Raw genomic sequence first — 22,412 nt, 5'->3', positions numbered from 1 at the left:
TGGCGACGCTGCCCCCTGGGGATGCATTCGGACATGAGTTGGTTTGCTTTCGCCTTGGTCGTGCTCGGGGTATGGCTGGCGATCAAGGTCGTTGATGCGTTGCTCAAGCTGGCATTTTGGTGCCTGGCTCTGGTGGCTGCCTACTGGTTCCTGGCTCCGCTGGCAGGTTGGTCCTGGCCGTTTTAAGGCGACGTTTGACTCTGCATGATCTGCCGACCTCGGATGGTCAGCTGCGGATCAATCACATCTGAGTACGATCAACATGAACTGCATCCGGGTGCATTCCGGACGCAGCGCGGGCTGACACATCCTGGGCCTGGTCCGGACCGGATCCGGAGTAGGGGTTATCCGCCTGGACCAGGTACGTTCCAGCGTCCATTTCGTACTGCGCGCAGGAAAATGGCGGCAATTCCTTACGTTGGCCGCTTTCTTCCGGCGAGCTTCTACAATGGGCGGATGCGTTTCGATCTCGTCAGCCTGTTCCCGGAATTCGTCGTCGGCCTTGCCGCCCATGGCGTGGTGGGGCGTGCGGGTGAGCGCGGACTGATTGAGGTCCATGGCTGGAACCCGCGTGATTTTGCTGAAGGCAGCTACCGGCGAGTGGACGACCGACCTTTCGGTGGTGGGCCGGGGATGGTAATGATGCTCGAGCCCCTACGCGCTGCGATCCGGGCGGTGCGCGCTGCCGATCCTGCTCCGGCGAGTGTGGTCTACCTCAGCCCCCAAGGGCGGCGACTCGACCAGGGCAAGGTGCGCGCGTTGGCGGTCGAGCCGCGCCTGATCCTGCTGTGCGGGCGCTATGAAGGCGTCGACGAACGGCTGCTGCAGGCCGAGGTCGACGAGGAAATCTCGATTGGGGATTACGTGTTGTCGGGTGGAGAACCGGCGGCACTGGTGCTGATCGACGCGATCGCCCGGCTGCAGGAGGGAGCGCTTAACGACGCGGAATCGGCAGAGCAGGACAGCTTCGGAATGGATGGGCTGTTGGACTGTCCGCACTACACCCGGCCAGTCGAGCATGCCCTGGGGACTGTGCCGGCCGTGCTGCTGTCCGGAAATCACGCACAGATCGCCCGGTGGCGGAGGATGCAGGCGCTGGGGCGTACATGGCTGCGGCGACCTGACTTGCTGGACGAGGCGGCGCTGTCGAGGCAGGATCGGGCGCTGTTGGACGAATTCCGGATCCTGCAGGCCGGACCGGACGCGGGCTTGATGACGGGGCCTGATCCGCACTGACCTGTGCTTGGAGCCAAGCGCCTGCGCGCCCTTTGGAAACACGCTACAATGCACGGCTGGGCCTTGCCCTGATTTCGCTGATTTCGCTCCATCTGTGCCATGACGCGGGTCCACGTGCACTCGCGCAATAACCATTCCAACAGGCGCGTGCTCGACACGCAAACGATTTCCACAGGTTGAACCCATGAACAAGCCATCGATCCACACCCTCGTCCAAGGTTTCGAAGCCGCCCAGGTTTCGCGCACGCTGCCGGATTTCGGCCCGGGCGACACCGTCATCGTCAACGTCAAGGTCAAGGAAGGCAACCGTGAGCGCGTGCAGGCTTACGAAGGCGTCGTGATCGGCATCAAGAGCGCTGGCCTGAATTCCGCCTTCACCGTGCGCAAGATTTCCCACGGCTTCGGCGTCGAGCGCGTGTTCCAAACCCACAGTCCGGCGATCGATTCGGTCGAGGTCAAGCGCCGCGGCGCGGTTCGCGCCAGCAAGCTGTATTACCTGCGTGGCTTGGAAGGCAAGAAGGCGCGCATCAAGGAAGATCTCGCCGGCAACGCCAAGGCGAAGGCTGCTGCAGCGGATGCCAAGAAAAGCGCAGCCGAATAACGCCCGGCGAACTCCCTGTGCGATTGCCATCCCGGCAACCGCACAGGGGCCAGAATCCCGATGATCCCAGAGCCCCGGGGCATGCGCCTCGACCTGTGGCTGTGGGCGGCGCGTTTCTTCAAGACCCGCGGCTTGGCCAAGCAGGCCATCGAGACTGGCAAGGTCGAAATCGGTGGCCAGCGGGTCAAGCCTGCCCGCGGCGTGCGTGCCGGCGAGGCCTTGGTGGTGGTGCGTGGGGACGAGCGATTTGAAGTCGAGGTGCTTGCGCTCAGCAACACCCGTGGCCCGGCCAGCATCGCGCAAACGCTGTACCGTGAATCCGACGCCTCGAAACTCGCCCGCGAACATGCTCGCGCCCAGCGCGCCGCCGAACGTGCCGGCTACCGGCCGCCGGACACCAAGCCCGACAAGCGGGCCCGTCGCCTGATTCGTGCCTTGGGTGATCTCGACGCGAGTTGAAAATGCCGAACGGTCAGCCGTGCGTGATGAGGGTGCCGGCAACGCGCGCCATATCCTCAATACAGGCGTCCATCTGCGCCCGCCGGGTGCGGAAGCTGAGCACGCAGACCCGGCCGAGGTAGCGTTCGCCCACCTGCGCACCGGTCACCATCACCCGGCCGCGAGCGGTGACGCGCTCCATCAGTGCACGGGTGGCTGCGTTCTGCGCTTCCAGTGTCGGCAAGCTCGGATGTTCCAGATGGAAGGCAAACAGCGACAGCTGCGGTGCGGCGTCCATGACGATGCCTGGGATCTTCGAAATTTCATCGGCCGCCCACAGCGCCAGTGCGCGTTTTTCCGCCAGCGCGGCGCGGTAGCGGTCGGTGCCGAGTAGCTTCATCGTCAGCCAGACGCGCAGGCCGGGGAACCCGCGCGACAGCTCGGGGCCGTACTGCGCCGGGTCGTAGAACGTGTTCTGGCTTGTGGGCAGGTAGCCGGCGTCGGAGGCGTGCAGGGCACGCAGGGCTTCACCGTCGCGCACCAGCAGGGCGCCGGTGCCGTAGGGCAGGAACAGGCCCTTGTGCGGGTCCAGCGTCAACGAGTCCGCGCGCGGCAGGCCGGCCAGCAGCGGGCGCAGCGCCGGCACCATGTGGAAGAACGCGCCGTAGGCGCCATCGACGTGGTGCCACAGGCCCTCGCGTGCGCACAGGTCGGCCACCGCGTCGAGCGGATCGACCGCGCCTGTATTGGTGGTGCCGGCGGTGGAGAACACCATGAACGGCTTCAATCCCGTTGCTCGGTCGGTATCGATGGCGTCCTGCAGCGCATCCACGCGCATGCGGAAATCCGCATCCACGGCAATCGTGCGCACGCGGTCGTGGGCAATCCCGGCCAGCCGCGCGGCTTTGGTGATCGAGTGGTGCGACTGCGAGGAGACATACAGCACGCCGCTGCGGATGTCGGTGCCCAGGCGCTGCTCGCGTGCAGCGGCAATCGCATTGAACATCGCCATCGAGCCGCCGGTGGTGAACACCCCGCGCGCCGTGGCCGGGAACTGCATCCATTCGCGCATCCAGTCCAGCGTGTTGGCTTCCAGTTGCACCAGCGCCGGCGCGGCCTGCCAGATCCCGGTGTAGCGATTGGCGGTGTCGGCGATGAAATCCGCCAGTGCGGCCGGATAGATGCCGCCGCCGGGAATGTAAGCCAGATAGCCGGGACCAGGCGTGCCGAACGAGCGCGGGATCCATTCGTTGAACAGCGGATCGAGCAAGGCGTCCAGCGTGCTGCCGTCCAGCGGTTCGGGTTCGCGCAGCGCTTCGCACAGCGCCTCGATGCCGTCGAAATTTCCGTTCGATGGCGCGTCGGCCAGCCCCGCCAGATGTGCGACCGCGCGATCGACCACTGCGTGGCCCATCGTGCGCATCGCCTCAGGTGAGAATTCGAGATTGGCCGGGTCGTTCATCGCGTGGCGCCGAGGGCTGGAGGTGGACGCTCATGCTACCGAGTGCAATCCACCCGGCCAGTGCAACAAGTTTGGTCGTCAGTCCGAATCGGACTGCGGCGGCAGCTCCACGTTGCGCTGGTATTCGAAGATCAGCCGGGTCTCGATATGCGCCACTTCCGCGCGTTCGGTGAAGGCGGTCAGGGTGAAGTTGCGCAGGTGCTCGCTGTCGCGCACGCCGACATGGACGAGGAAATCGTCGGCGCCGGCAACGTGGTAGCAGGCCAGTGCCTCAGGCAGTGACAGCACGTGGCGATGGAAGCTGTCCACCAGCGCACGCGAATGCTTGGCCAATCGCACCGACACCATCGCCTGCAAGCCGATTCCGATGGCGTCCGGCGCGATCTCGGCGTGGTAGCCCAGCAACACCTTGTCCTCGCGCATGCGGCGCACCCGCTCCAGCGCGGTCGAAGGCGCGATGCCCGTGCGCGCGGCCAAGTCCTTGTTGGCCAACCGCGCATTCTTTCGCAACAGCCGGAGCAGGGCGTAATCGATTCGGTCCAGCATGGGTTTTCCCTGCGTATCAGAAATAATGTTCGGAATCAGGCAAAATCGCCGAATGGTGTTCTAGGATACCGGTTTCACGCCGCATCGGAGTGCGCCATGTCCCGTTTCCAGACCACCGCCGTCCACGCCGGGCGCGAGGATTTCAACGCCCTGTGCGTGCACGCGCCGCCGCTGGACCTGTCGACCACCTATCCGATCGCCGACCTCGGCACCGGCAGCGCCAGTTTCGATGCCCTGATCGGCGGTGCCGCCGATGCCGCCAACCCGATCTACGCGCGCCTGCACAACCCGACCGTGGCGCGTGCGGAAAAGGCCATTGCCGTGCTCGAAGGCACGCAAGCCTGTGTCGCCTATTCCTCGGGCATGGCCGCGCTGACCGCGCTGCTGATGGACCGCGCCCAGCACGGCAAGCATGTGCTGGTGGTGAGGCCGCTGTACGGCACCTCGGACCATCTGCTGGAAAGCGGCCTCTGTGGCGTGCAGGCCGAGTTCATCACCGACGCCGGCCAGATCGCGTCGCATCTGCGTCCCGACACCGCGCTGGTGATCATCGAAACCCCATCCAACCCGACCCTGAACCTGATCGACATCCGCGCCGCAGTGCAGGCCGCCGGCACGGTGCCAGTGGCGGTGGATTCGACGTTCGCGACGCCCGTGCTGCAGCGGCCGATCGAACTCGGTGCGGCCTATGTCTGGCACAGCGCCACCAAGTTCCTCGGCGGCCACGGCGATGTGATCGCCGGGGTGATCTGTTGTGACGAAGCGCGGGCGGCACCGCTGCGTACCATGCGCGCGGCGACTGGCGCATTGCTGCATCCGCTGGCAGCCTATCTGCTGCATCGCGGCCTGCCGACCCTGAAGATGCGGGTCGAGGCGGCGCAGGCCAATGCCAAGGTGCTGGCGCAGCGGCTGTCCGAACATCCGGCGGTGGCGAAGGTGCATTACCCGGGTCTGGCCGATTCGCCCAACGCCCATCTGGTCGGCACCCAGATGTCCGGCCCCGGGTCGTTGATGGCCTTCGAAATGCGCGGTGGCCACGATGCCGCCGCCAACGTCATGGCCAAGGTGCAGGTGATGACCTCGGCGGTGAGCCTGGGTTCGGTCGATAGCCTGATCCAGCATCCGGCCGGCTTGACCCATCGCATGGTGCCCGACGACGTCAAACTGGCGACCGGGATCACGCCCGGCCTGCTGCGGCTGTCGGTGGGCATCGAGGACGTCGAGGATCTTTGGGACGACCTCGTGCAGGCGATGGGCTGAGCAAGCCCGATTGGCGCGCTACCGGAGCGATCCGGGCGGATGCATCGTGGCGTCGTTCGATCAATTGGCCGAACGCTTCAGCGCGCTGATCACGTTGCGAGTGGATTCGGGGGCGGGAAGGTTGTTCTGCATTGCCCTGAGCCATTGCGGCAGCAGCGCAACCGCCGCCTCGATCGCCTCGATCTGCGTCATGTCCGGGTTGCGCTTGCGACCGGCACGCTTTGCGGTCTGCTCGGCGGCCAGGCCAAGCTCGGCCAGCAAGGTGGCGCCGACCACCGGCGCGGAACCTTTCAGTGTGTGGAAGGCGCGGGTCAGCGCGCGGGTGTAAGTGGGATTGGCGTAGTCGGTGCGCCAAGCTACCAGGGCCTTGTCGACGTTCTGGATGATTTCGGCCAATTCGGCGATGAAGACCTCGCGCATTTCCGGGTCAACACCGGCGGTCATCGCAGGTTTCCCAGGATGAGACTGCTTGCCAGCGAACATTCTTTGGAACAATGAAGAGAACCAATTGCGCAAGTGCTGCCTCCTGATGGGAACCGGAGCGGGATGGTGATTCCATCCGGTACGCTGGGACGTGGCACCCCAGCGCTCGAATCCCCCAACACGCGTCCGGTTGCCATCATAGACGCAGTGCGCGGCCAGAAACGGTCGCCGTTGCCGGCATTTCCGATCCGCCAGTGACGAACGGGCGCAAACATGGGTTGAGCGGTCGTGCTGGCGCGTTCCCGGTGAGGTCACGCGTGGATACGTAAACGGCGTGGAGACGGGCCAGGGGATGGCGAATTCAGCGCTCGTCACCACCACCCAGCAGACCTTCGCCGGCTTTCAGCAAATCGCCTAGCCCGAGTTGGCCGTCACCGTCCTGATCGAGCATCGAGCCGAGCAACCCGCCGGCCGCACCACCTTGTTGGCGGATGTCGGCGTGCTCCTGTCCCAGCAGATTGCCGAGCGCATCCGCGCCACCGCTGGTGGCGGCATGGTTGCCCAGATGGGCCATCACGATCGGTGCCAGCACTTGCAACAACTGGCCGGCCTGTCCCGATTGCAGGCCACTGGCCTGTGCCACGCCCGCCTGCGCCGCGCCCTGCTGGCCACCGAAGATGTGGCCAAGGATGCCGGCACCATTGCTGGCCGCGCCACTGCCTCCGCCGAGCACGCCACTGAGCACGCTGCCGATATCGAGGCCGCTGTGGTTGTTTTGCAATGCACCCAACAGCGCCTGTGCGCCCTGCGGTTGGGCGGCATTGCTGCCCAACCTGCCGAGCAGCAGCGGCAGGGCGGTATTGATCGCGGACGAGGCCTGTTGCGGGTCCAGCCCGAGTCGGCTGGCGATCTGTTGCAGCGGTGCGCCCTGCAACTGAGCAAGGAGAGCCTGGGTAAGCGCGGTCATGGGCGTTCGGCCTCGATGGATGAACCCGCATCCTACGATGGCAACGATTTGGAATGCGTTACGTTTGCGTCATCAAGCCTGCGTCAACGGCTCGGGATTCATGCATCTTGCGCAGGACCGTCGATCCGTTTGCCCCAATTCTCGACAGCATTGTGCTGCAGCCGGCGTTCGATGATCTTCCGCCACGATGGCACCAGCGGCAGCGCCAGCGCGGGTTCCAGCTGCGCCGGATCCAGCACGCGCTGGTAGAGCAGGGCGGCAAGCCGCACCAATGGCCAGTCGGGATGCGGGCGTTCAATCAGGGTAAGGGCATCACCGGCGTGCGCGTGGCCGGCGTGCAGTACGCGGTAGTACCAGCCGCTGCGGCCACTGTCCTGCACGCGCCGCGCCATGTCCGGCACGTTGAAACGGTCATTGAGCTTCCAGCAGGGCTGGCGGCCCTGGCTGACTTCCAGCAGCACATCGCCAAGCTCGAAGCGGTCACCCAGGCAGACCGTGGCTTCGGTGAGGCCCTGCGTGCTGATGTTCTCGCCGAACGCACCGGGCGTATCCAGCAATGGCCGCGCACCAATGTCCTCGCGCCACTGTGCATAGTGTTCGAACGGGTAGTGGTGCACGGCTTTGTCGATGCCGCCGTGCACGCGCAGGTCGCCTTGCTCGTCGCCGGCCAGCCCCAGTTCGGTGATCCGAATCAGCCCTGTATGCGGGTGTTTGTCGATGCCGCTGTGCGAGCCGCTGCGGGTATACGGCACCACCTTGCCGGTCAGTAGCGCATCCACCCGCACCGAGCACGCAAGGCTCACGTCAGTGCCTTCAAGCGATACAGTGCTTCCAGTGCCTGTTTCGGCGTGAGCTCGTCGGGATCGATCCCGGCCAGCGCGTCGAGTGCGGCGGAGCTAGGGGCAAACAAACCAAACTGCTGCGGCGCATCCAGTGCCGGTGCACTCAGTGGCGCAACCGGGGTATCGCGGCTATGCGCCTCCAGCTCGGCCAGCCGTGCGCGTGCTTGTTGCAGCGCGGGCTTCGGCAACCCGGCCAGCGCCGCCACCTGCAGGCCGAAGCTGCGGTTGGCGGGGCCGGGCCGCACCGCGTGCATGAACACCAAGGCATCGCCATGCTCCACCGCATCCAGATGCAGATTGGCAATGCCGCTGCCGGGTTCGGCCAGCTGGGTCAGCTCGAAATAGTGCGTGGCAAACAGCGTATAGCTGCGGTTGCTGGCGGCGAGCTGGCGCGCCACCGCATCGGCGAGTGCCAGGCCGTCATAGGTGGAGGTGCCACGGCCGATTTCATCCATCAGCACCAGCGAGTGTTCGCTGGCGTGGTGCAGGATGTAGGCGGTTTCGCTCATTTCCACCATGAAGGTGGACTGGCCGCGGGCAAGATCATCGCCGGCGCCGATGCGGGTGAGGATGCGGTCGATCGGGCCGATCTGCGCGCGCGCGGCGGGAACGAAGCTGCCAATCAACGCCAGCAGCACGATCAACGCGTTCTGGCGCATGAAGGTGGACTTGCCGCCCATGTTCGGGCCGGTGATCACATACATCCGCGTGTCTGCATCGAAGTGCAGATCGTTCGGTTCAAATGGCGCGTCGCGCAGCGCTTCCACCACTGGATGACGGCCACGTTCGATGGCGATGCCCGGTTCCTCGCGCAGCTGCGGGCAGCTCCAGTCCAGCGTTTGTGCGCGTTCGGCAAAACCGGCCAGCACGTCGAGTTCGGCCAGCGCCAGCGCACAGCGGCGCAGCGGTTCCAGCACGGTATTCAATGCGTCCAGCACGCCTTCGTACAACAGCTTTTCCCGCGCCAGCGAGCGCTCGCGTGCGGACAGGACCTTGTCTTCGAAACCTTTCAGCTCTTCGGTGATATAGCGCTCCGCACCGGTCAGGGTTTGCCGGCGGGTGTAATGCACCGGCGCTTTGTCGGCCTGGCCTTTGCTGATTTCGATGAAATAGCCGTGCACGCGGTTGTAGCCGACTTTCAGATTGGCAATCCCGGTGGCGGCGCGCTCGCGGGCTTCCAGATCAATCAGGAATTGATCGGCATGGGTGGACAGCTGGCGCAGCTCGTCGAGTTCGGCATCAAAACCTTCAGCAATCACGCCGCCATCGCGTGCCAGCAGCGGTGGTTGTTCGACGATGGCACTGCGCAGCTGCGTGGCGGTGGCATCGTGCTCGCCTAGCTCCGCATGCAGGGCAGCAAGACGCGGCGAATCCAGTGGCGCGAGGATGCAGCGCAGGGCGGGCAACATCGCCAGCCCATCACGCAAGGTGGATAGGTCACGCGGGCGGGCGCTGCGCAATGCCACCCGCGAGAGGATGCGCTCCATATCGCCGAGGCTGCGGAACGCCTCGCGCAGTGCATTGTCAGCGCGCTGCTCAATGAGTGTTTGCACCGCATGGTGACGCTGCCCAATCACGCCGCGATCGCGCAGTGGGCGATGCAGCCAGCGCCGCAGCAGGCGGCCGCCCATCGGGGTTATGGTGGAATCCAGCACGCCCAGCAGGGTGGCTTTCACATCGCCATCGACACGCGAATCCAGCTCCAGATGGCGGCGGGTGGCGGCATTCATCGCCACCGCCTCGTCGCTGGTTTCCAGCGCGATCGCACGCAGATGCGGCAGCCGCTGCTTCTGGGTTTCTTCGATATAGCCCAATAGCGCGGCGGATGCGGCGGTGGCCAGCGGTTTGTCGTCGATGCCGAAGGCGGTGAGGTCGTGCACTTGGAAAAACTGCAGCAACTGGCGACGGCCAGAGTCGGCATCGAACAGCCACGGCGCACGCCGGCGCAAGCCGCGCAGTTCCAGCACCGTCTCCGCCCAGCCGTCTTCATCGGCAATCAAGGTTTCCACCGGCTGCAGCCGCGCTAGCTCGGCTTCCAGCGCATCGATGCCGGCCACTTCATTCGCACGTAGCCGACCACTGGCCAGATCCGCCCAAGCCAAACCATAGCCATGCTTGCCGCGTGCGATTGCCAGCAGCAGGGTGTCACGCCGCTCGTCCAGCAGCGCCTCATCCGTCACCGTGCCGGGAGTGACGATGCGCACCACCTTGCGTTCCACCAGCCCCTTGCTGGTGGCCGGATCACCGATCTGCTCGCAAATCGCGACCGACTCGCCCAGTGCCACCAAGCGCGCCAGATAGCTTTCATACGCATGGTGCGGCACGCCCGCCATCGGGATCGGCGCACCCGCAGAATTGCCGCGCTGGGTCAGGGTGATATCCAATAGCCGAGCCGCCTTGCGCGCATCGTCGTAGAACAGCTCGTAGAAATCGCCCATGCGGAAGAACAGCAGCACGTCCGGATGCTCCGCCTTGGCAGCGAAGAATTGCTTCATCAGGGGGGTGTGTTCGGCAGTCATCCAAAGAGCGCGGCAGAGGGAATGGGATAGTTTGCCCGAAGCGTCTGCCGCAGCGTCGGCTTTGTCTCCCCGCCGCAGATGCGCTACAACGCGCTCACGCCAATGATCGGGTTGCCGATGAACGTTCCGACCGATACCGAACTTGATGCCCTGTCTGCGTCGATCGGGCAGCGCCTGCTCGCGGCGCGACAGATGCTGGTGACGGCGGAAAGCTGCACCGGTGGCTGGATCGCCAAGTGCATGACCGATGTGCCGGGTTCGTCGGGCTGGTTCGACTGCGGCATGGCCGCCTACAGCTACGAGGCCAAGCAGGCCTTGCTGGGCGTACGCCCGCAGACCCTGGAGCAGTTCGGCGCGGTCAGCCGCGAGACCGTGGTGGAGATGGTGTCCGGGGCGCTGGTGCATTCGGGCGCGACGGTGGCGGTGGCCGTGACCGGCATCGCTGGGCCAGGGGGTGGCAGCGAGGACAAGCCGGTGGGGACGGTGTGGATCGGCTGGAAGCGGCGCGGTGGCTATGCCCATGCCGAGGTGTTCCATTTCGATGGCGACCGCGACGCGGTGCGTCGACAGACCGTGGCGGCGGCCCTGCAGGGGTTGGAGCGGGTGCTGGGCTGAGTGTGGGTTGGTGATGGGTGTTGACCCTGCAATAAATTAGTAGTATTACTACTAATCATGAGCCTGACCGATACCCAACGCGCCATCCACACCTTCCTCGCCGAACGGATTGAAGCCGACGGCTTCGCGCCCTCACAGACCGAGATTGCCCGTGCTTTCGGGTTCAGCGGCGTGCGCGCCGCGCAGTACCACTTGGAGGCGCTGGAAGTCGCCGGCGTGATCGAACGCAGCCCCGGACGCGCGCGCGGCCTGCGCCTGCTGCAGTGGCCGGATCGCCCGCGCCAACTCGACTTGCCCGCCGACGACAACGCGATGCAGTTGCCGGTGCTGGGGCAGGTTGCCGCCGGCGTGCCGATCGGGGCCGATATCGGCAGTGATCAAATGGTGCTGATGGACCGCACCCTGTTCGCGCTGACGCCGGATTACCTGCTGCGGGTCAAGGGCGACTCCATGCGTGACGAAGGCATCTTCGATGGGGACCTGATCGGCGTGCACCGCACCAACGAGGCGCGCAGCGGGCAGGTGGTGATTGCCCGCATCGACGATGAGATCACGGTCAAATTGTTCAAGCCTGCGCAGGGCAAGATCCGGCTGCTGCCGCGCAATCCCGACCATGCGCCGATCGAGGTCCTGCCCGGCCAGGACTTCGCGATCGAAGGCCTCTACTGCGGTCTGGTGCGGCCCCATGGTTGATCTTCTCGCACGACGGGTCGAGCCGAATTCCGACGCGGGTCGCGGCGATTTCCGATTCCATCATCGAGGCGCCCACGAAAAAATCTGCATACGGTTCGCCAGCGTCGCAGCCCATGCGACTGGCCCTGCCTAAGCTGCCTTCAACCCGAACAACTCCCATCCACGCATTCCAAGGAGCACCCCGATGGACGAAAACAAGAAGCGCGCGCTGGCCGCGGCCCTGACCCAGATCGAGCGCCAGTTCGGCAAGGGCTCGGTGATGCGGATGGGCGATCGCACCGTGGAGGCGGTGGAAACCATCGGTACCGGCTCGCTGATGCTGGATATCGCGCTCGGCATCGGCGGCCTGCCCAAGGGCCGCGTGGTGGAGATCTACGGCCCGGAATCCTCCGGCAAGACCACCCTGACCCTGCAGGCCATCGCCCAATGCCAGAAGGCCGGCGGCACCTGCGCCTTCATCGATGCCGAGCATGCGCTCGATCCGGTGTATGCGCAGAAGCTGGGCATCAACCTCGATGACCTGTATCTGTCGCAGCCCGACACCGGCGAACAGGCGCTGGAAATCGCCGACATGCTGGTGCGCTCCAACGCCGTGGACATGGTGGTGATCGACTCGGTGGCTGCGCTCACGCCCAAGGCCGAGATCGAAGGCGAGATGGGCGACCAGCTGCCTGGCCTGCAGGCGCGCCTGATGAGCCAGGCCCTGCGCAAGCTCACCGGCAACATCAAGCGCAGCAATACGCTGGTGATCTTCATCAATCAGTTGCGCATGAAGATCGGCGTGATGATGCCGGGCCAGAGCCCGGAGGTGACCACCGGCGGCAATGCGCTCAAGTTCTACGCCTCGGTGCGGCTCGACATCCGCCGCATCGGCAGCATCAAGAAGGGCGAGGACATCATCGGCAACCAAACCCGGATCAAGGTGGTCAAGAACAAGCTGGCACCGCCGTTCAAGCAGGTCATCACGGAAATCCTCTACGGCGAGGGCATCTCGCGCGAAGGCGAGCTGATCGAGATGGGCGTGAATGCCAAGCTGGTGGACAAGGCGGGTGCCTGGTACAGCTACGACGGTGAACGCATCGGTCAGGGCAAGGAGAATGCGCGCCAGTTCCTGAAGGAAAATCCGGAGATCGCGAACAAGCTGGAAGTGGCACTGCGTGAGCAGTTCGTGCCCGACGAAGCCTCGCGTGACGAGGAGGCAGCTGGCGAATGACGGAGCCGGGCGACGGTGGTGGCGCGCCGCCCTCGTCAATGGGGCCTCGCCGCCGTCGCCCGGAACCTACGCCCGCACAGCGCGCCGTGGCCCTGCTGACGCGCCGCGAACACTCACGCAAGGAATTGCAGCGCAAACTGGAGCAACGCGGTATTGCAGCAGTTGATGCGCAGGCGACAGTGGCGCAGCTGGATGCCGACGGCTGGCAGAGCGATGCGCGTTTTGCCGAGTCGCTGTTGCGTTGCCGTGCGGGCAGTGGCTATGGACCCGCGTATATCCGTGCCGAGTTGGGCATGCATGGCGTTCCTGCCGACCTCATCACCGCGGTGTTGGACGCCTTCGACGGTGACTGGGTGGAAGTGGCCTGTGGCCTGCTGCGACGACGGTCCACGCGGCCTTCTTGTACGGATCCCGCCGCGCGACGCAAGACCGCAGAGTTCCTGTTGCGGCGGGGGTTTTCGATGGACCAGCTGCGCGCCGCGCTCGCGATGCGCCGTGGTGAGTGACTGTCGGGAACCTCGAATAACTGGTTTTTGCTCGTCATTCCCGCGAAAGCGGGAATCCATTGCCTTTGTATTCAATGACTTGAAGATGCTCACTGGAGCCTCGAGCTAGATATCCGAGGTTATTCGATGTTCCCTGTCCTTAAGTCAATGCTGGGCAAGGCTATCCTGGACGTGTCAGACACGCTGCGTCCGGTGCAAGTCCGGACGCAGCTCACGCGGATCAATCACATATGTGATCGATCCGCAGCCGACCGTCCATGGTCGGTAGACAACGCCAAATAAATCAGCGTTGCCCTAATCCGCGTTGCATATAGGCAATGGGCGAATCTGCAGAATGGCCAGCGCTGACTCCACTCTCGACATGTAACACCAAGCTCAATCTGTCGGTTTCGCCTGGCCACGCAACAGGCTGAGAGCCAATCCGCCCACCAGCAACGTACCCAGCGCCAGTACGCCCCAAAGCACCAATGATTTCCAGTCGCGTGCAATCGGCGCCGGCGTGTAGGCTGCGTCGCCTGCAAGTGCGCTTCCCAGCCCGAGTGCAGCCGATGACGGCTGCCACTGGGCACCGCGGCGTGTGCGCAACTCGGCAAGCATCGGCTCCAGATCCGCGTGATTTGCCGATGCAAGGGCGCTGCCGGCGACCAACCGATAGGGCGCGCGCCCTTGGGCGAGGAACAGCACGCTGCCGGTCTGATAACCCAGCCGAAGCGGTGGTGCTGCTGCCAAGGCCGCACCGGAGACCTGCTGCAGTCGCCATGCCTGGTCACCAACGCGGCCGTCCAGTTGGCCCGGTGGCGAGCGCTGTTCGTTGCCGTTTTCATTCAGGTTCCACGCGGTCACCCCAGCGGCACGCGGTTGCCACCTTGTTGGCGTGGTCTCGATTGCAGTTGAATCGCGGCTTGCGAGGTTCCAGCTTGCCGTGCTGTTGGCGGGCATGACCACTTCAAAGCGCTGGATCGGGTAGCGCCCCTTCAACGCATAGTGGTAGTCCTTGTTTGCACCTGCAGTACCGGCAATCTCCAGCCATTTCCAGCGTTCGGGCATGGCGGGTGTGGTCACCTCGCCGGAAAACCCGGTCACCGCCAGACTGCCCTGTTCCTGCAGCGGCACCATGCGCAGGTAGCGCAGCCGGGTGTCCACCTGTGCGCTGTCCCTGCGCAAGGCCTGGCCCTGGTTGCGCAGTTGCAGCAGATGGACGTCCGGATCGAGGGTCTGCCAGTCGCGCAGGTCGTCGCTGCCTTCCAGGCGGTAGTCCACATCGACGGGCGTGTCGGTCTCAGCCCATTCCACTTTGAGCGATAGCAGCCGCGCTGGCGCTGGTCCACGATCAATCAGCCAGACCAGCGCCACATTGGGGCGCAGTTGCACGGTCGAGGTGTCATGGATCGCCACCACGGTACCGTCAGTGCTGCGTTCCACCATCAATGCGAGCGTGCCGCCGTCGGCAGCGGCTCTCGGCGGCAGCGCAAACCAGCGCAATGGAACGCGGCGTAGCGGTGCTGCCGTCGGTGCTGGTGCGGCGTGCACCGTGCTGGCAACCGGCTTGCCATCGGCATCGATCACCCGCACATCGCGCAGGTCAGGCCAGTACGCTGCGCCATAGACATCGGCTTGCAGGGGCACCCGATAGGCGCCGGCGTCATCGCGCGACAGCGTGATCTGCCACTGACGGGCGTAGGGTGGCAATGTCTGCGCGACCAAGGCCAAAGGCAACGTCATCAGGGCCAGTGACAGCCAGCGTCCGATCCGGTTGCAATTCATGGCGTGGCTCCTTCAGGCTCGGTGACGGGCGGTGGTGCGCTTGTGTTCCGGGGCGGTGCAGGTGCAAACCAACCGACCAAGGTGCACAGCAGGCCGTAGGCGATGAAGGCGCCGATGCCGAGCAAGTCGCCGAGGTTGCTGCGATCGATCAACAGCAGCTTGAGCAGGACGATGCCCATCAGGATGGCGCCGGACAGCCACAGTCCCCACTGCCCGCGTCGGGAGCCGAGCACCCATCCGATCACGCCGAGCAGGCTCCAGACCACGGCGAGGCTGGTCTGTGCCAGCCCGCTGGGCAGCAGTGCGTCATTCCACGCCAGGCCGCCCCAATGATGGACGCCGCGCAAGGTCATCGTGGTCACCAGCAACAGCGCCGCCAGCGCCAAACCCAATCGGAACGATTTGCTGGACGGAGCAGAGTCGTCACGCATCCATTGGGCCAGCAAGACCAGCACCGCAGCTTGTGCAAGATCCAGCGGGTTGAGCAAGGGCAGCCAAGGCAGCGGTGCGCCGTCACCACTGTCAAACAGGGCAACCAACCACCACAGGGTCAGCGCCGTGAACAACAGCATCTGCAACGGCAGGCGATAGCGATCGAACGCAGCGCCAAGCGGCGGCGTGAGCCAGTGCCAACGTTGCAGCGAAACCGTTGCGAGGATCAGCCATGGCAAGGCCAGCAGCATGCCCGTCCAGCCTTGGGCGAGGGCGAAGTGGTCGGCCAGGTACCAAGCCAGCAGCGACAACACCGTTGGCCACAACAGCCACCATACGGTTTGCGCGATGCCCGAAAGTGCAGACTGGCTTTCACGCAGACAGACCAGGCTGCGCCATCCCAGTAGCGCAAACAGCGGCCATGCCCAACTGCCGTAGCCGGCCAGTGGCTGGGTCAATTCTGCTTGCTGGATCAGGGCCATCGGGAAGCCCAACAGCAAGCCGCCCAGGGTGGTCCATGCCAGCGCACGCGCCGGGGCGCGCCGGTGTACTTCGGCTGCCAGCCATCCACTGATGCCGAACACCAGCAGGACGAGATGGAGGTGATGTTCGGTCGCGACGAAGCGCCCGATTTCCTCGATCCCGTTGCCCAGCCACCAGAGCAGGCCCCAGAGATAGGCGAGGGCGGCCGTGGTCGACTGTTCGGCCTTGCGATACAGCCACGCAGTGGCGAATGCGGCCAGCGCGATCAGCAGCGCGCCCATGCAGGTGGCATTGGCGATGGCCAGTGCATCGCGGGGGATCCCATCGCTGGCGGCGAGCCACCACGCAAACGCCGCGGCAAGTTGCAGCCCCAGCCCGGTCCAGCGCGCCAGCCTGCGCTGCTGCTGCAGGCCCAGCCAGACCAAGCCCGCACCTTCGAGGGCAAACACCGACGCGGTGGCGCGCGCAGAGAGTGCCAAGGGCACCGCGAGCGTGGCGAAGCCGACCGCAAGCACCGCATAACCGCGTGCAAGCAGGCCCAGGCGTTCACGTCCCACCAGCAGTTTCGCCAGCACGGCATAGATCGCTGCAAGCCCGAGCGCGCACAGTGCCAGACTCATGCGGTCGTCGTGCAGCAGGCCGGCTTGCAGGGAGAACGCGATCAGCGGTGTGCCGAACAGCAGCGAGCCGTCGATGCGCGCGCCCCCCGGTGTGGTTGCCTTGCGTGCATACAGCAGCGGAATCAGCAGATAGAACGTGAAGAACAGCAGCAGGAAGGGTTCGGTGCTGGCGAACTTGTCTGGCGTGTAGGACAGCGCGCCCCAAACACTACCGATGCCCCAGGTAAACACGAAGCCCAGCAGGTTGAGAATGCGCCACGGCTTCAGCCATGCGATCACGAAGATGCCGATATTGAGCACGGCGTAGTACGAGAACAGGGCGACATGGTTGCCGCTGCCATCGGACAGCCAGATCGGCGCCATGAAGCCGGCGAGCGTGCCGAGGATGGCCAACGTCCGCGAATCCTGCAGTACGGCCAGCACCGCCATTCCGGCGATCAACACCACGCTGGCCGCAAACGCGGGCATGGCGTCGATCAGGTGATAGGTCTTGAAGGCTGCGAAGGCGACCATCAGCAGCACGCCAATCGCGCCGCCTTGAACCGCCAATGCGAAGGTGCGGTGACTGTCGCGCTTGCGCCACGCGAAGACCAATGCCGCCATGGCAATCCCGCAGATGCCTGCCAGCTTCAGCTCGATCGGCGCGTTCAACCAGCCTTGGTTGCTGGCATAGCGCAGCAGGGCGGCCACGCCGACCAGCAGCACCAGCATGCCCACTTTGACCGGCACATTGCCGCTGCCGAACCACGCCTTGATCCGCGTCACCACGGTGTCGATCACGCCGGGCTCGGAAGGCATCTGCGCGGGCGCGGGCGGCGTGACCTGCTCGGGCTGCACGTCGACGGAGTGTGGAATCGGCGGAGGCAGGGGTTCCTTGCGCGGCATCGGCTCGCCGAAGCCGCGTGGCGGTTCCTGCGGCGGCAGGTCGGGTGCCGGCCGCGAACCGGGTGACGGTGCGGGGGCCGCGACGTGCGAATCGAAGGCTGCCGGTTCGGCTGGCGCCGCCGGCTGTGATGGCGTGTCAGCCCCGCGCAGGGCAGCGAGTTCGCGTGTCATGTGGTCGACGCGTTGGCGGAGCGAAGAGACCTTTGCCAGCGCCACGCTCGCGAGGATCGGGCCAGAAATGACCAAGATGCCAAGCAATATCAACACTGCCACGATTACGTCGTCCACGTCCCGTTCCCCGTTGCCGTCATCAGCGTGGAAAGTGCTGGGATGAAAACACACCCTCGGCGTGTCGGCAAAGGGGGACGAATGTGCGAGCTGCTGAACAAGCCCATCGTCGACTTCGCAGCACAGGCTGCGTCCGACACATGCCCGGATGCCGCGCACGCGGGCCAATCGCCCATGCGGTCGATGCGCGGCCGGCCTGTTCGGTTGACAACGCCGACGGCGTCCGCGCTGTCCATGGCCATGTCGCGCCAGCGGCATGCATGGCCGGCTGGGCGCCCGGCCCTGTAAACTGGCGGTTCTGGGTTGCCTGCTCGAATCCGCAGCCGCATCGTCACCGGCTCGCGGGCGCCGTGCTGCCCGCTAACTCCCGAATTGCCGCATGAAAACCACCGCCGATATCCGCCGCGACTTCCTCGACTACTTCGCCGCCAAGGGCCACACCATCGTGCCGTCGGCGCCGCTGGTGCCGGGTAATGACCCCACCTTGTTGTTCACCAATTCCGGCATGGTGCAATTCAAGGATGTGTTCCTCGGCGCGGAAAAGCGCAGCTACGTGCGCGCGGCCGATGTGCAGCGCTGCCTGCGTGCCGGCGGCAAACACAACGACCTAGATTCGGTGGGCTACACCGCGCGGCATCACACCTTCTTCGAGATGCTCGGCAACTGGTCGTTTGGCGATTACTTCAAGAAAGAGGCGATTGTCTGGGCATGGGAACTCTTGACCGACGTTTGGAAGCTGCCCAAAGACCGCTTGCTGGCCACGGTGTATCACACCGATGACGAAGCCTATGGCATCTGGTTGAACGACATCGGCCTGCCGCCGGAGCGGATCATCCGCATCGGCGACAACAAGGGTGCGCCGTTTGCCTCGGACAATTTCTGGCAGATGGCCGACACCGGCCCCTGTGGCCCCTGCTCGGAAATTTTCTACGACCACGGCCCCAGCCATTTCGGTGGCCCGCCCGGTTCACCCGACGAAGATGGTGACCGCTACATCGAAATCTGGAACAACGTGTTCATGCAGTTCGACCGTGCCGCCGACGGCACGCTGACGCCGCTGCCCGCACCCTGCGTGGACACCGGCATGGGCTTGGAGCGCATCACCGCGATCCTGCAACACGTCCATTCCAATTACGAAATCGACCTGTTCCAGGCGCTGATCAAGCACGCATCCGAACTCACCGCCACGACCGATCTGGAAAACAAATCGCTGCGGGTGATTGCCGACCATATCCGCGCCTGTGCCTTCCTGATCGTCGATGGCGTGCTGCCGTCCAACGAAGGCCGCGGCTATGTGCTGCGCCGGATCATCCGCCGCGCCCTGCGTCACGGCTGGATGCTGGGCGTGCGCCAGCCGTTCTTCCACAAACTGGTGGCCACGTTGGATGCACTGATGGGCGAGGCCTATCCGGTGCTGCGCGACGGCCGGGCCACCGCCGAGCGTGCGCTGTTGGCGGAAGAAGAGCGTTTCGCCGAAACGCTGGATTCGGGCATGAAGATGTTCGAGGACGTGGCAGGCCGCGTCACCGACACCATCATCCCCGGCGGTGATGCCTTCCGTCTGTACGACACCTATGGCTTCCCGCTTGACCTCACCCAGGACATGGCGCGCGAACGCGGAATGACGGTCGATGTGGCCGGCTTTGATACAGCGATGGCGCAGCAGAAGGAAACCGCGCGTGCAGCCGGCAAGTTCGGTGGCGGTGTGCAATTGCCGGCCGAGCTGGTGGCCTCGCTGTCACCCACCCAATTCCTCGGATACGAGGCGCTATCGGCCGACGGTCTGACCGTGCTGGCGCTATTGAAGGACGGCAAGCCGGTGGATGCGATTGCCGCCGGGGATGACGCCATCGTCCTGCTGGATCGCACGCCGTTCTATGGAGAATCCGGTGGCCAGGTGGGCGATACCGGTGCCTTGTCGGCGGCGGGCGTGGCCTTTGCCGTCAGCGATACGCTGAAACTGGCCGGCCAGTTTCACGGTCATCGCGGCGCGTTGACGGCCGGCGCACTGAAGAAGGGCGACGTGCTGCACGGCGCGGTGGACGCGGTGCGCCGCAAGGCCATCGTGCTCAACCACAGCGCCACCCATCTGCTGCACGCGGCCTTGCGCAACGTGCTCGGTACCCATGTCCAGCAGAAAGGCTCGCTGGTCGCGCCGGATCGTCTGCGTTTTGACTTCTCCCACTTCCAGCCGATGACCGCGGTCGAGTTGGCCGAGGTCGAACGCCGCGTCAATGCCGAAGTGCGCGCCAATCATGAAGGCGAAGTACGCCATATGGCGATGCAGGAGGCTCTGGATTTCGGCGCGATGGCGCTGTTTGGCGAGAAATACGGCGAACACGTGCGCGTGCTGCGTTTCGGCCCGACCTCCACCGAATTGTGTGGCGGCACCCACGCTGGGCGCACCGGTGACATCGGCCTGTTCAAGCTGGTCAGTGAAGGCGGTGTGTCGGCCGGCGTGCGTCGTATCGAAGCGGTGACCGGGCAGGGCGCGCTGGATTTCGTCAGCGAAGAGGAACAGCGCCTGCACGAGGCCGCACACATGCTCGGCGGCAATCCGGCCGAGTTGGCACACAAGCTGCATGCGCTGCTGGACAAGCAAAAGAAGCTGGAGCGCGAGCTGGAGGCGATCAAGGCCAAGGCCGCATCGAGTGCTGCGGGCGATCTCGCCGCGCAGGCGCGGGATGTCGCTGGCATCAGGGTGTTGGCCGTGCGACTGGAAGGCTTCGATGCCAAGGCCCTGCGCGATGCCATGGACCGGCTCAAGCAGCAATTGGGCGATGCGGTGATCGTGCTGGCCGGGGTGAAGGACGGCAAGGTCGCATTGGTGGCAGGCGTGTCCGGTGCGGCGCTGGGGAAGGTCAAGGCCGGTGACGTGCTCGCCGAGGTTGCCCGCAAGGTAAACGGCAAGGGCGGCGGCCGTCCGGACATGGCCCAGGGCGGCGGCGAGGATGGGCCGGCCTTGCAGCCCGCGCTCGAAGGCGTGGCTGTTTCCGTGCAGGAGATTCTGTCGAAAGCTTGACCGGGTCGACTTGTTGCACAGGGAGTGCCGACGGTATCATTCATGAACCGGACGTGACCGCGGGCACACGATCGTGCGTACCACCGCGGCAAGGGAGTTGCGATGTTGATCCTGACCAGGCGCGTAGGCGAGACCCTGATGATCGGTGATGCGATCACCGTCACCGTGCTCGGCGTGAAGGGCAACCAAGTGCGCATCGGCATCACCGCGCCGAAGGACGTGGCCGTCCACCGCGAGGAGATCTACCAGCGGATCCAGGGTGGCGGCAGGCCCGAAGCGTCGACCGAAACAGGCGTGCCGGACCCATCCAGCGACTGAAAAGGTTTGCCCGAATCAGGCCTTGCCTGTATCCTTCCCGGCTTGCGCTGCGCGACCCGGAGACTTGCCCGAGAGGCCGAAGGGGCTCCCCTGCTAAGGGAGTATGGGGTCAAAAGCTCCATCGAGGGTTCGAATCCCTCAGTCTCCGCCAGTTTCGCGTTTGCGACAGCGCCACTGCCCAACGTTCGCGTTGACGCATCACGCTGCAATGCATCACAATTGCGTTTCTGCGCCCGTAGCTCAGCTGGATAGAGCACCAGGCTACGAACTTGGGGGTCGGGAGTTCGAATCTCTCCGGGCGCGCCACCAAAAAAGCACAAGGGTCAATGGGTTGACGCTCATTGGCCCTTTTGCTTTTCGGTCGAGTTGGCGCGTCTGTGCCCATCCTGTGCCCACGCCGTGCCCAAGCATTCGCGAAGCCGTGCCCAAACTGAGAAAAAAGGGTCAATCCCGTTTACACAGAATTCTGTACACCCTCTCACGGCCCCGACTTCAGCTGGGTTTCGGTGATTCCACGCGCGCCGATGCTTGCCCTCCAGTATTTATGCTTCCGCTACCATCCCATCCCCCACGTTGCCGTCTCAGTGCGTGAGATCGGCCGGGATTACTCTCCGAAACACATTCACCGAGGAGAGCATGCCATGTCCGAGCGCAGCCATATCACCGTGATTCTGGATCGGACAGGATCCATGCAGGACATCCGTGGGGACGTGGTGGGTGGGTTCAATGCATTCCTCGCGCAGCAACAGGCTGCCCCGGATCCGGCCACCTTCACGCTGGTGCAATTCGATTCCCAGGATCCCTATGAGGTACTGCACTCGATGGTCCCCATCAGCTCGGCGCCTCCGTTGACGCTGGAGCGCTACGTTCCGCGGGCTTCGACGCCCCTCTATGACGCCATGGGCCGGGGCATCCTTGACTTGGAGGCGCAACTGGCAGCCCTTCCGGAATCGGGGCGGCCGACCAAGGTGATCTTCGTGGTCGTCACCGACGGGCAGGAGAATGCCAGTCGCGAGTTCGATCGCAGCCGCGTGACGGCCCTCATCGATGCCAAGAAAGGGTTGGGCTGGGACTTCGTGTTCCTCAGCGCTGATCTTGCCGCCTTCCACGATGCCCAACGCATGGGCGTGGATGCTGCATCCAGCCTGCTGTTCAGCAAAAGCAAGGCGGGCAACGACCGAGCTTGGGACGCCGCGTCCAACAAGATTTTTGCCCGTCGCACTGGGGTGGCCGACAAGGTGGTCTTTGACGACGAAGACCGCAAGGCGTCGGAGTGAAT

20 protein-coding genes and 2 tRNA genes are annotated in these 22,412 nt (G+C 64.8%); 14 read left to right on the top strand and 8 right to left on the bottom strand.

Annotated features, from left to right (window positions below; genetic code table 11):
- The first annotated feature begins 33 nt into the window (after nucleotides 1-33).
- From IT472_RS05960 to IT472_RS05945, 4 genes are all read left to right on the top strand, one after another.
- The gene (locus IT472_RS05960) at nucleotides 34-186 is read left to right on the top strand and encodes a hypothetical protein (protein WP_297179811.1); all 153 of its coding nucleotides are present in this window, start codon (nucleotides 34-36) and stop codon (nucleotides 184-186) included.
- Between the two features lie 270 nt (nucleotides 187-456).
- On the top strand, nucleotides 457-1,236 hold the full coding sequence (gene trmD, locus IT472_RS05955) for a tRNA (guanosine(37)-N1)-methyltransferase TrmD (protein WP_297179808.1): 780 nt from the start codon (nucleotides 457-459) through the stop codon (nucleotides 1,234-1,236).
- Between the two features lie 184 nt (nucleotides 1,237-1,420).
- Nucleotides 1,421-1,837: a 50S ribosomal protein L19 gene (gene rplS, locus IT472_RS05950; protein ID WP_297179805.1), complete on the top strand. Its 417-nt coding sequence runs from the start codon at nucleotides 1,421-1,423 to the stop codon at nucleotides 1,835-1,837.
- A gap of 60 nt (nucleotides 1,838-1,897) precedes the next feature.
- Nucleotides 1,898-2,296, top strand: a complete 399-nt coding sequence (locus tag IT472_RS05945) for an RNA-binding S4 domain-containing protein (protein ID WP_297179802.1) — start codon at nucleotides 1,898-1,900, stop codon at nucleotides 2,294-2,296.
- A gap of 13 nt (nucleotides 2,297-2,309) precedes the next feature.
- Here the strand turns inward: IT472_RS05945 and IT472_RS05940 are convergent, their stop codons facing one another.
- Together IT472_RS05940 and IT472_RS05935 are read right to left on the bottom strand one after the other, a co-directional pair.
- A complete protein-coding gene (locus IT472_RS05940) occupies nucleotides 2,310-3,737 on the bottom strand; it encodes an aminotransferase class V-fold PLP-dependent enzyme (RefSeq protein WP_297179799.1) in 1,428 nt (475 codons plus the stop codon).
- A 78-nt stretch (nucleotides 3,738-3,815) separates the two neighbouring features.
- Nucleotides 3,816-4,283, bottom strand: a complete 468-nt coding sequence (locus tag IT472_RS05935) for an Lrp/AsnC family transcriptional regulator (protein ID WP_297179797.1) — start codon at nucleotides 4,281-4,283, stop codon at nucleotides 3,816-3,818.
- Between the two features lie 96 nt (nucleotides 4,284-4,379).
- Here IT472_RS05935 and IT472_RS05930 point away from each other — a divergent pair, with 96 nt between their 5' ends.
- Nucleotides 4,380-5,543, top strand: a complete 1,164-nt coding sequence (locus IT472_RS05930) for an aminotransferase class I/II-fold pyridoxal phosphate-dependent enzyme (protein WP_297179794.1) — start codon at nucleotides 4,380-4,382, stop codon at nucleotides 5,541-5,543.
- A 60-nt stretch (nucleotides 5,544-5,603) separates the two neighbouring features.
- Here IT472_RS05930 and IT472_RS05925 read toward each other — a convergent pair whose 3' ends face one another.
- The 4 genes from IT472_RS05925 to mutS all read right to left on the bottom strand — a co-directional run bounded on the left by IT472_RS05925 (nucleotide 5,604) and on the right by mutS (nucleotide 10,294).
- Nucleotides 5,604-5,987 carry an Hpt domain-containing protein gene (locus IT472_RS05925; RefSeq protein ID WP_297179792.1) on the bottom strand — a complete coding sequence of 128 codons (384 nt, stop codon included), beginning with the start codon at nucleotides 5,985-5,987 and terminating at the stop codon, nucleotides 5,604-5,606.
- Between the two features lie 340 nt (nucleotides 5,988-6,327).
- Complete coding sequence (locus IT472_RS05920; RefSeq protein ID WP_297179789.1) at nucleotides 6,328-6,933, bottom strand: DUF937 domain-containing protein; 606 nt, start codon at nucleotides 6,931-6,933, stop codon at nucleotides 6,328-6,330.
- Nucleotides 6,934-7,031: 98 nt separating this feature from the next.
- On the bottom strand, nucleotides 7,032-7,736 hold the full coding sequence (locus IT472_RS05915; RefSeq protein WP_297179785.1) for an MOSC domain-containing protein: 705 nt from the start codon (nucleotides 7,734-7,736) through the stop codon (nucleotides 7,032-7,034).
- The gene (gene mutS, locus IT472_RS05910) at nucleotides 7,733-10,294 is read right to left on the bottom strand and encodes a DNA mismatch repair protein MutS (protein ID WP_297179782.1); all 2,562 of its coding nucleotides are present in this window, start codon (nucleotides 10,292-10,294) and stop codon (nucleotides 7,733-7,735) included. Before mutS ends, IT472_RS05915 begins: the two co-directional genes overlap by 4 nt.
- A 117-nt stretch (nucleotides 10,295-10,411) precedes the next feature.
- Between mutS and IT472_RS05905 the strand changes: the two genes are divergently transcribed.
- The 4 genes from IT472_RS05905 (at nucleotide 10,412) to IT472_RS05890 (ending at nucleotide 13,321) form a co-directional block, all read left to right on the top strand.
- On the top strand, nucleotides 10,412-10,909 hold the full coding sequence (locus tag IT472_RS05905) for a CinA family protein (protein WP_297179778.1): 498 nt from the start codon (nucleotides 10,412-10,414) through the stop codon (nucleotides 10,907-10,909).
- A gap of 57 nt (nucleotides 10,910-10,966) precedes the next feature.
- Nucleotides 10,967-11,602, top strand: coding sequence for a transcriptional repressor LexA (gene lexA / locus IT472_RS05900; protein WP_297179775.1), 636 nt, complete (start codon nucleotides 10,967-10,969; stop codon nucleotides 11,600-11,602).
- A 184-nt stretch (nucleotides 11,603-11,786) separates the two neighbouring features.
- Nucleotides 11,787-12,815, top strand: a complete 1,029-nt coding sequence (gene recA / locus IT472_RS05895) for a recombinase RecA (RefSeq protein ID WP_297179772.1) — start codon at nucleotides 11,787-11,789, stop codon at nucleotides 12,813-12,815.
- A gap of 38 nt (nucleotides 12,816-12,853) precedes the next feature.
- Nucleotides 12,854-13,321, top strand: coding sequence for a regulatory protein RecX (locus IT472_RS05890; RefSeq protein ID WP_297179831.1), 468 nt, complete (start codon nucleotides 12,854-12,856; stop codon nucleotides 13,319-13,321).
- Between the two features lie 375 nt (nucleotides 13,322-13,696).
- Here the strand turns inward: IT472_RS05890 and IT472_RS05885 are convergent, their stop codons facing one another.
- A complete protein-coding gene (locus tag IT472_RS05885; protein WP_297179769.1) occupies nucleotides 13,697-15,085 on the bottom strand; it encodes a DUF3999 family protein in 1,389 nt (462 codons plus the stop codon).
- Complete coding sequence (locus IT472_RS05880; protein WP_297179829.1) at nucleotides 15,082-17,781, bottom strand: DUF2339 domain-containing protein; 2,700 nt, start codon at nucleotides 17,779-17,781, stop codon at nucleotides 15,082-15,084. The genes IT472_RS05885 and IT472_RS05880 overlap by 4 nt, the downstream gene beginning before the upstream one ends.
- A gap of 391 nt (nucleotides 17,782-18,172) precedes the next feature.
- Here IT472_RS05880 and alaS point away from each other — a divergent pair, with 391 nt between their 5' ends.
- The 5 genes from alaS (at nucleotide 18,173) to IT472_RS05855 (ending at nucleotide 22,410) form a co-directional block, all read left to right on the top strand.
- Entirely contained in the window at nucleotides 18,173-20,815 is a 2,643-nt protein-coding gene (alaS, locus tag IT472_RS05875; RefSeq protein WP_297179765.1) for an alanine--tRNA ligase, read from the top strand.
- 102 nt (nucleotides 20,816-20,917) lie between these two features.
- Entirely contained in the window at nucleotides 20,918-21,133 is a 216-nt protein-coding gene (gene csrA, locus IT472_RS05870; protein WP_297179762.1) for a carbon storage regulator CsrA, read from the top strand.
- Between the two features lie 58 nt (nucleotides 21,134-21,191).
- Nucleotides 21,192-21,284: transfer RNA gene (locus tag IT472_RS05865), tRNA-Ser, on the top strand.
- Between the two features lie 78 nt (nucleotides 21,285-21,362).
- Nucleotides 21,363-21,439, top strand: a tRNA-Arg gene (locus IT472_RS05860).
- A gap of 218 nt (nucleotides 21,440-21,657) precedes the next feature.
- Nucleotides 21,658-22,410, top strand: coding sequence for a hypothetical protein (locus tag IT472_RS05855; RefSeq protein ID WP_297179759.1), 753 nt, complete (start codon nucleotides 21,658-21,660; stop codon nucleotides 22,408-22,410).
- Nucleotides 22,411-22,412: the final 2 nt, after the last annotated feature.

Source organism: Thermomonas sp., from assembly GCF_020850895.1.
Lineage (GTDB): Bacteria > Pseudomonadota > Gammaproteobacteria > Xanthomonadales > Xanthomonadaceae > Thermomonas.
The sequence above is the reverse complement of the archived record's forward strand: the minus strand, read 5'-3'. Positions and strand labels throughout refer to the sequence as shown.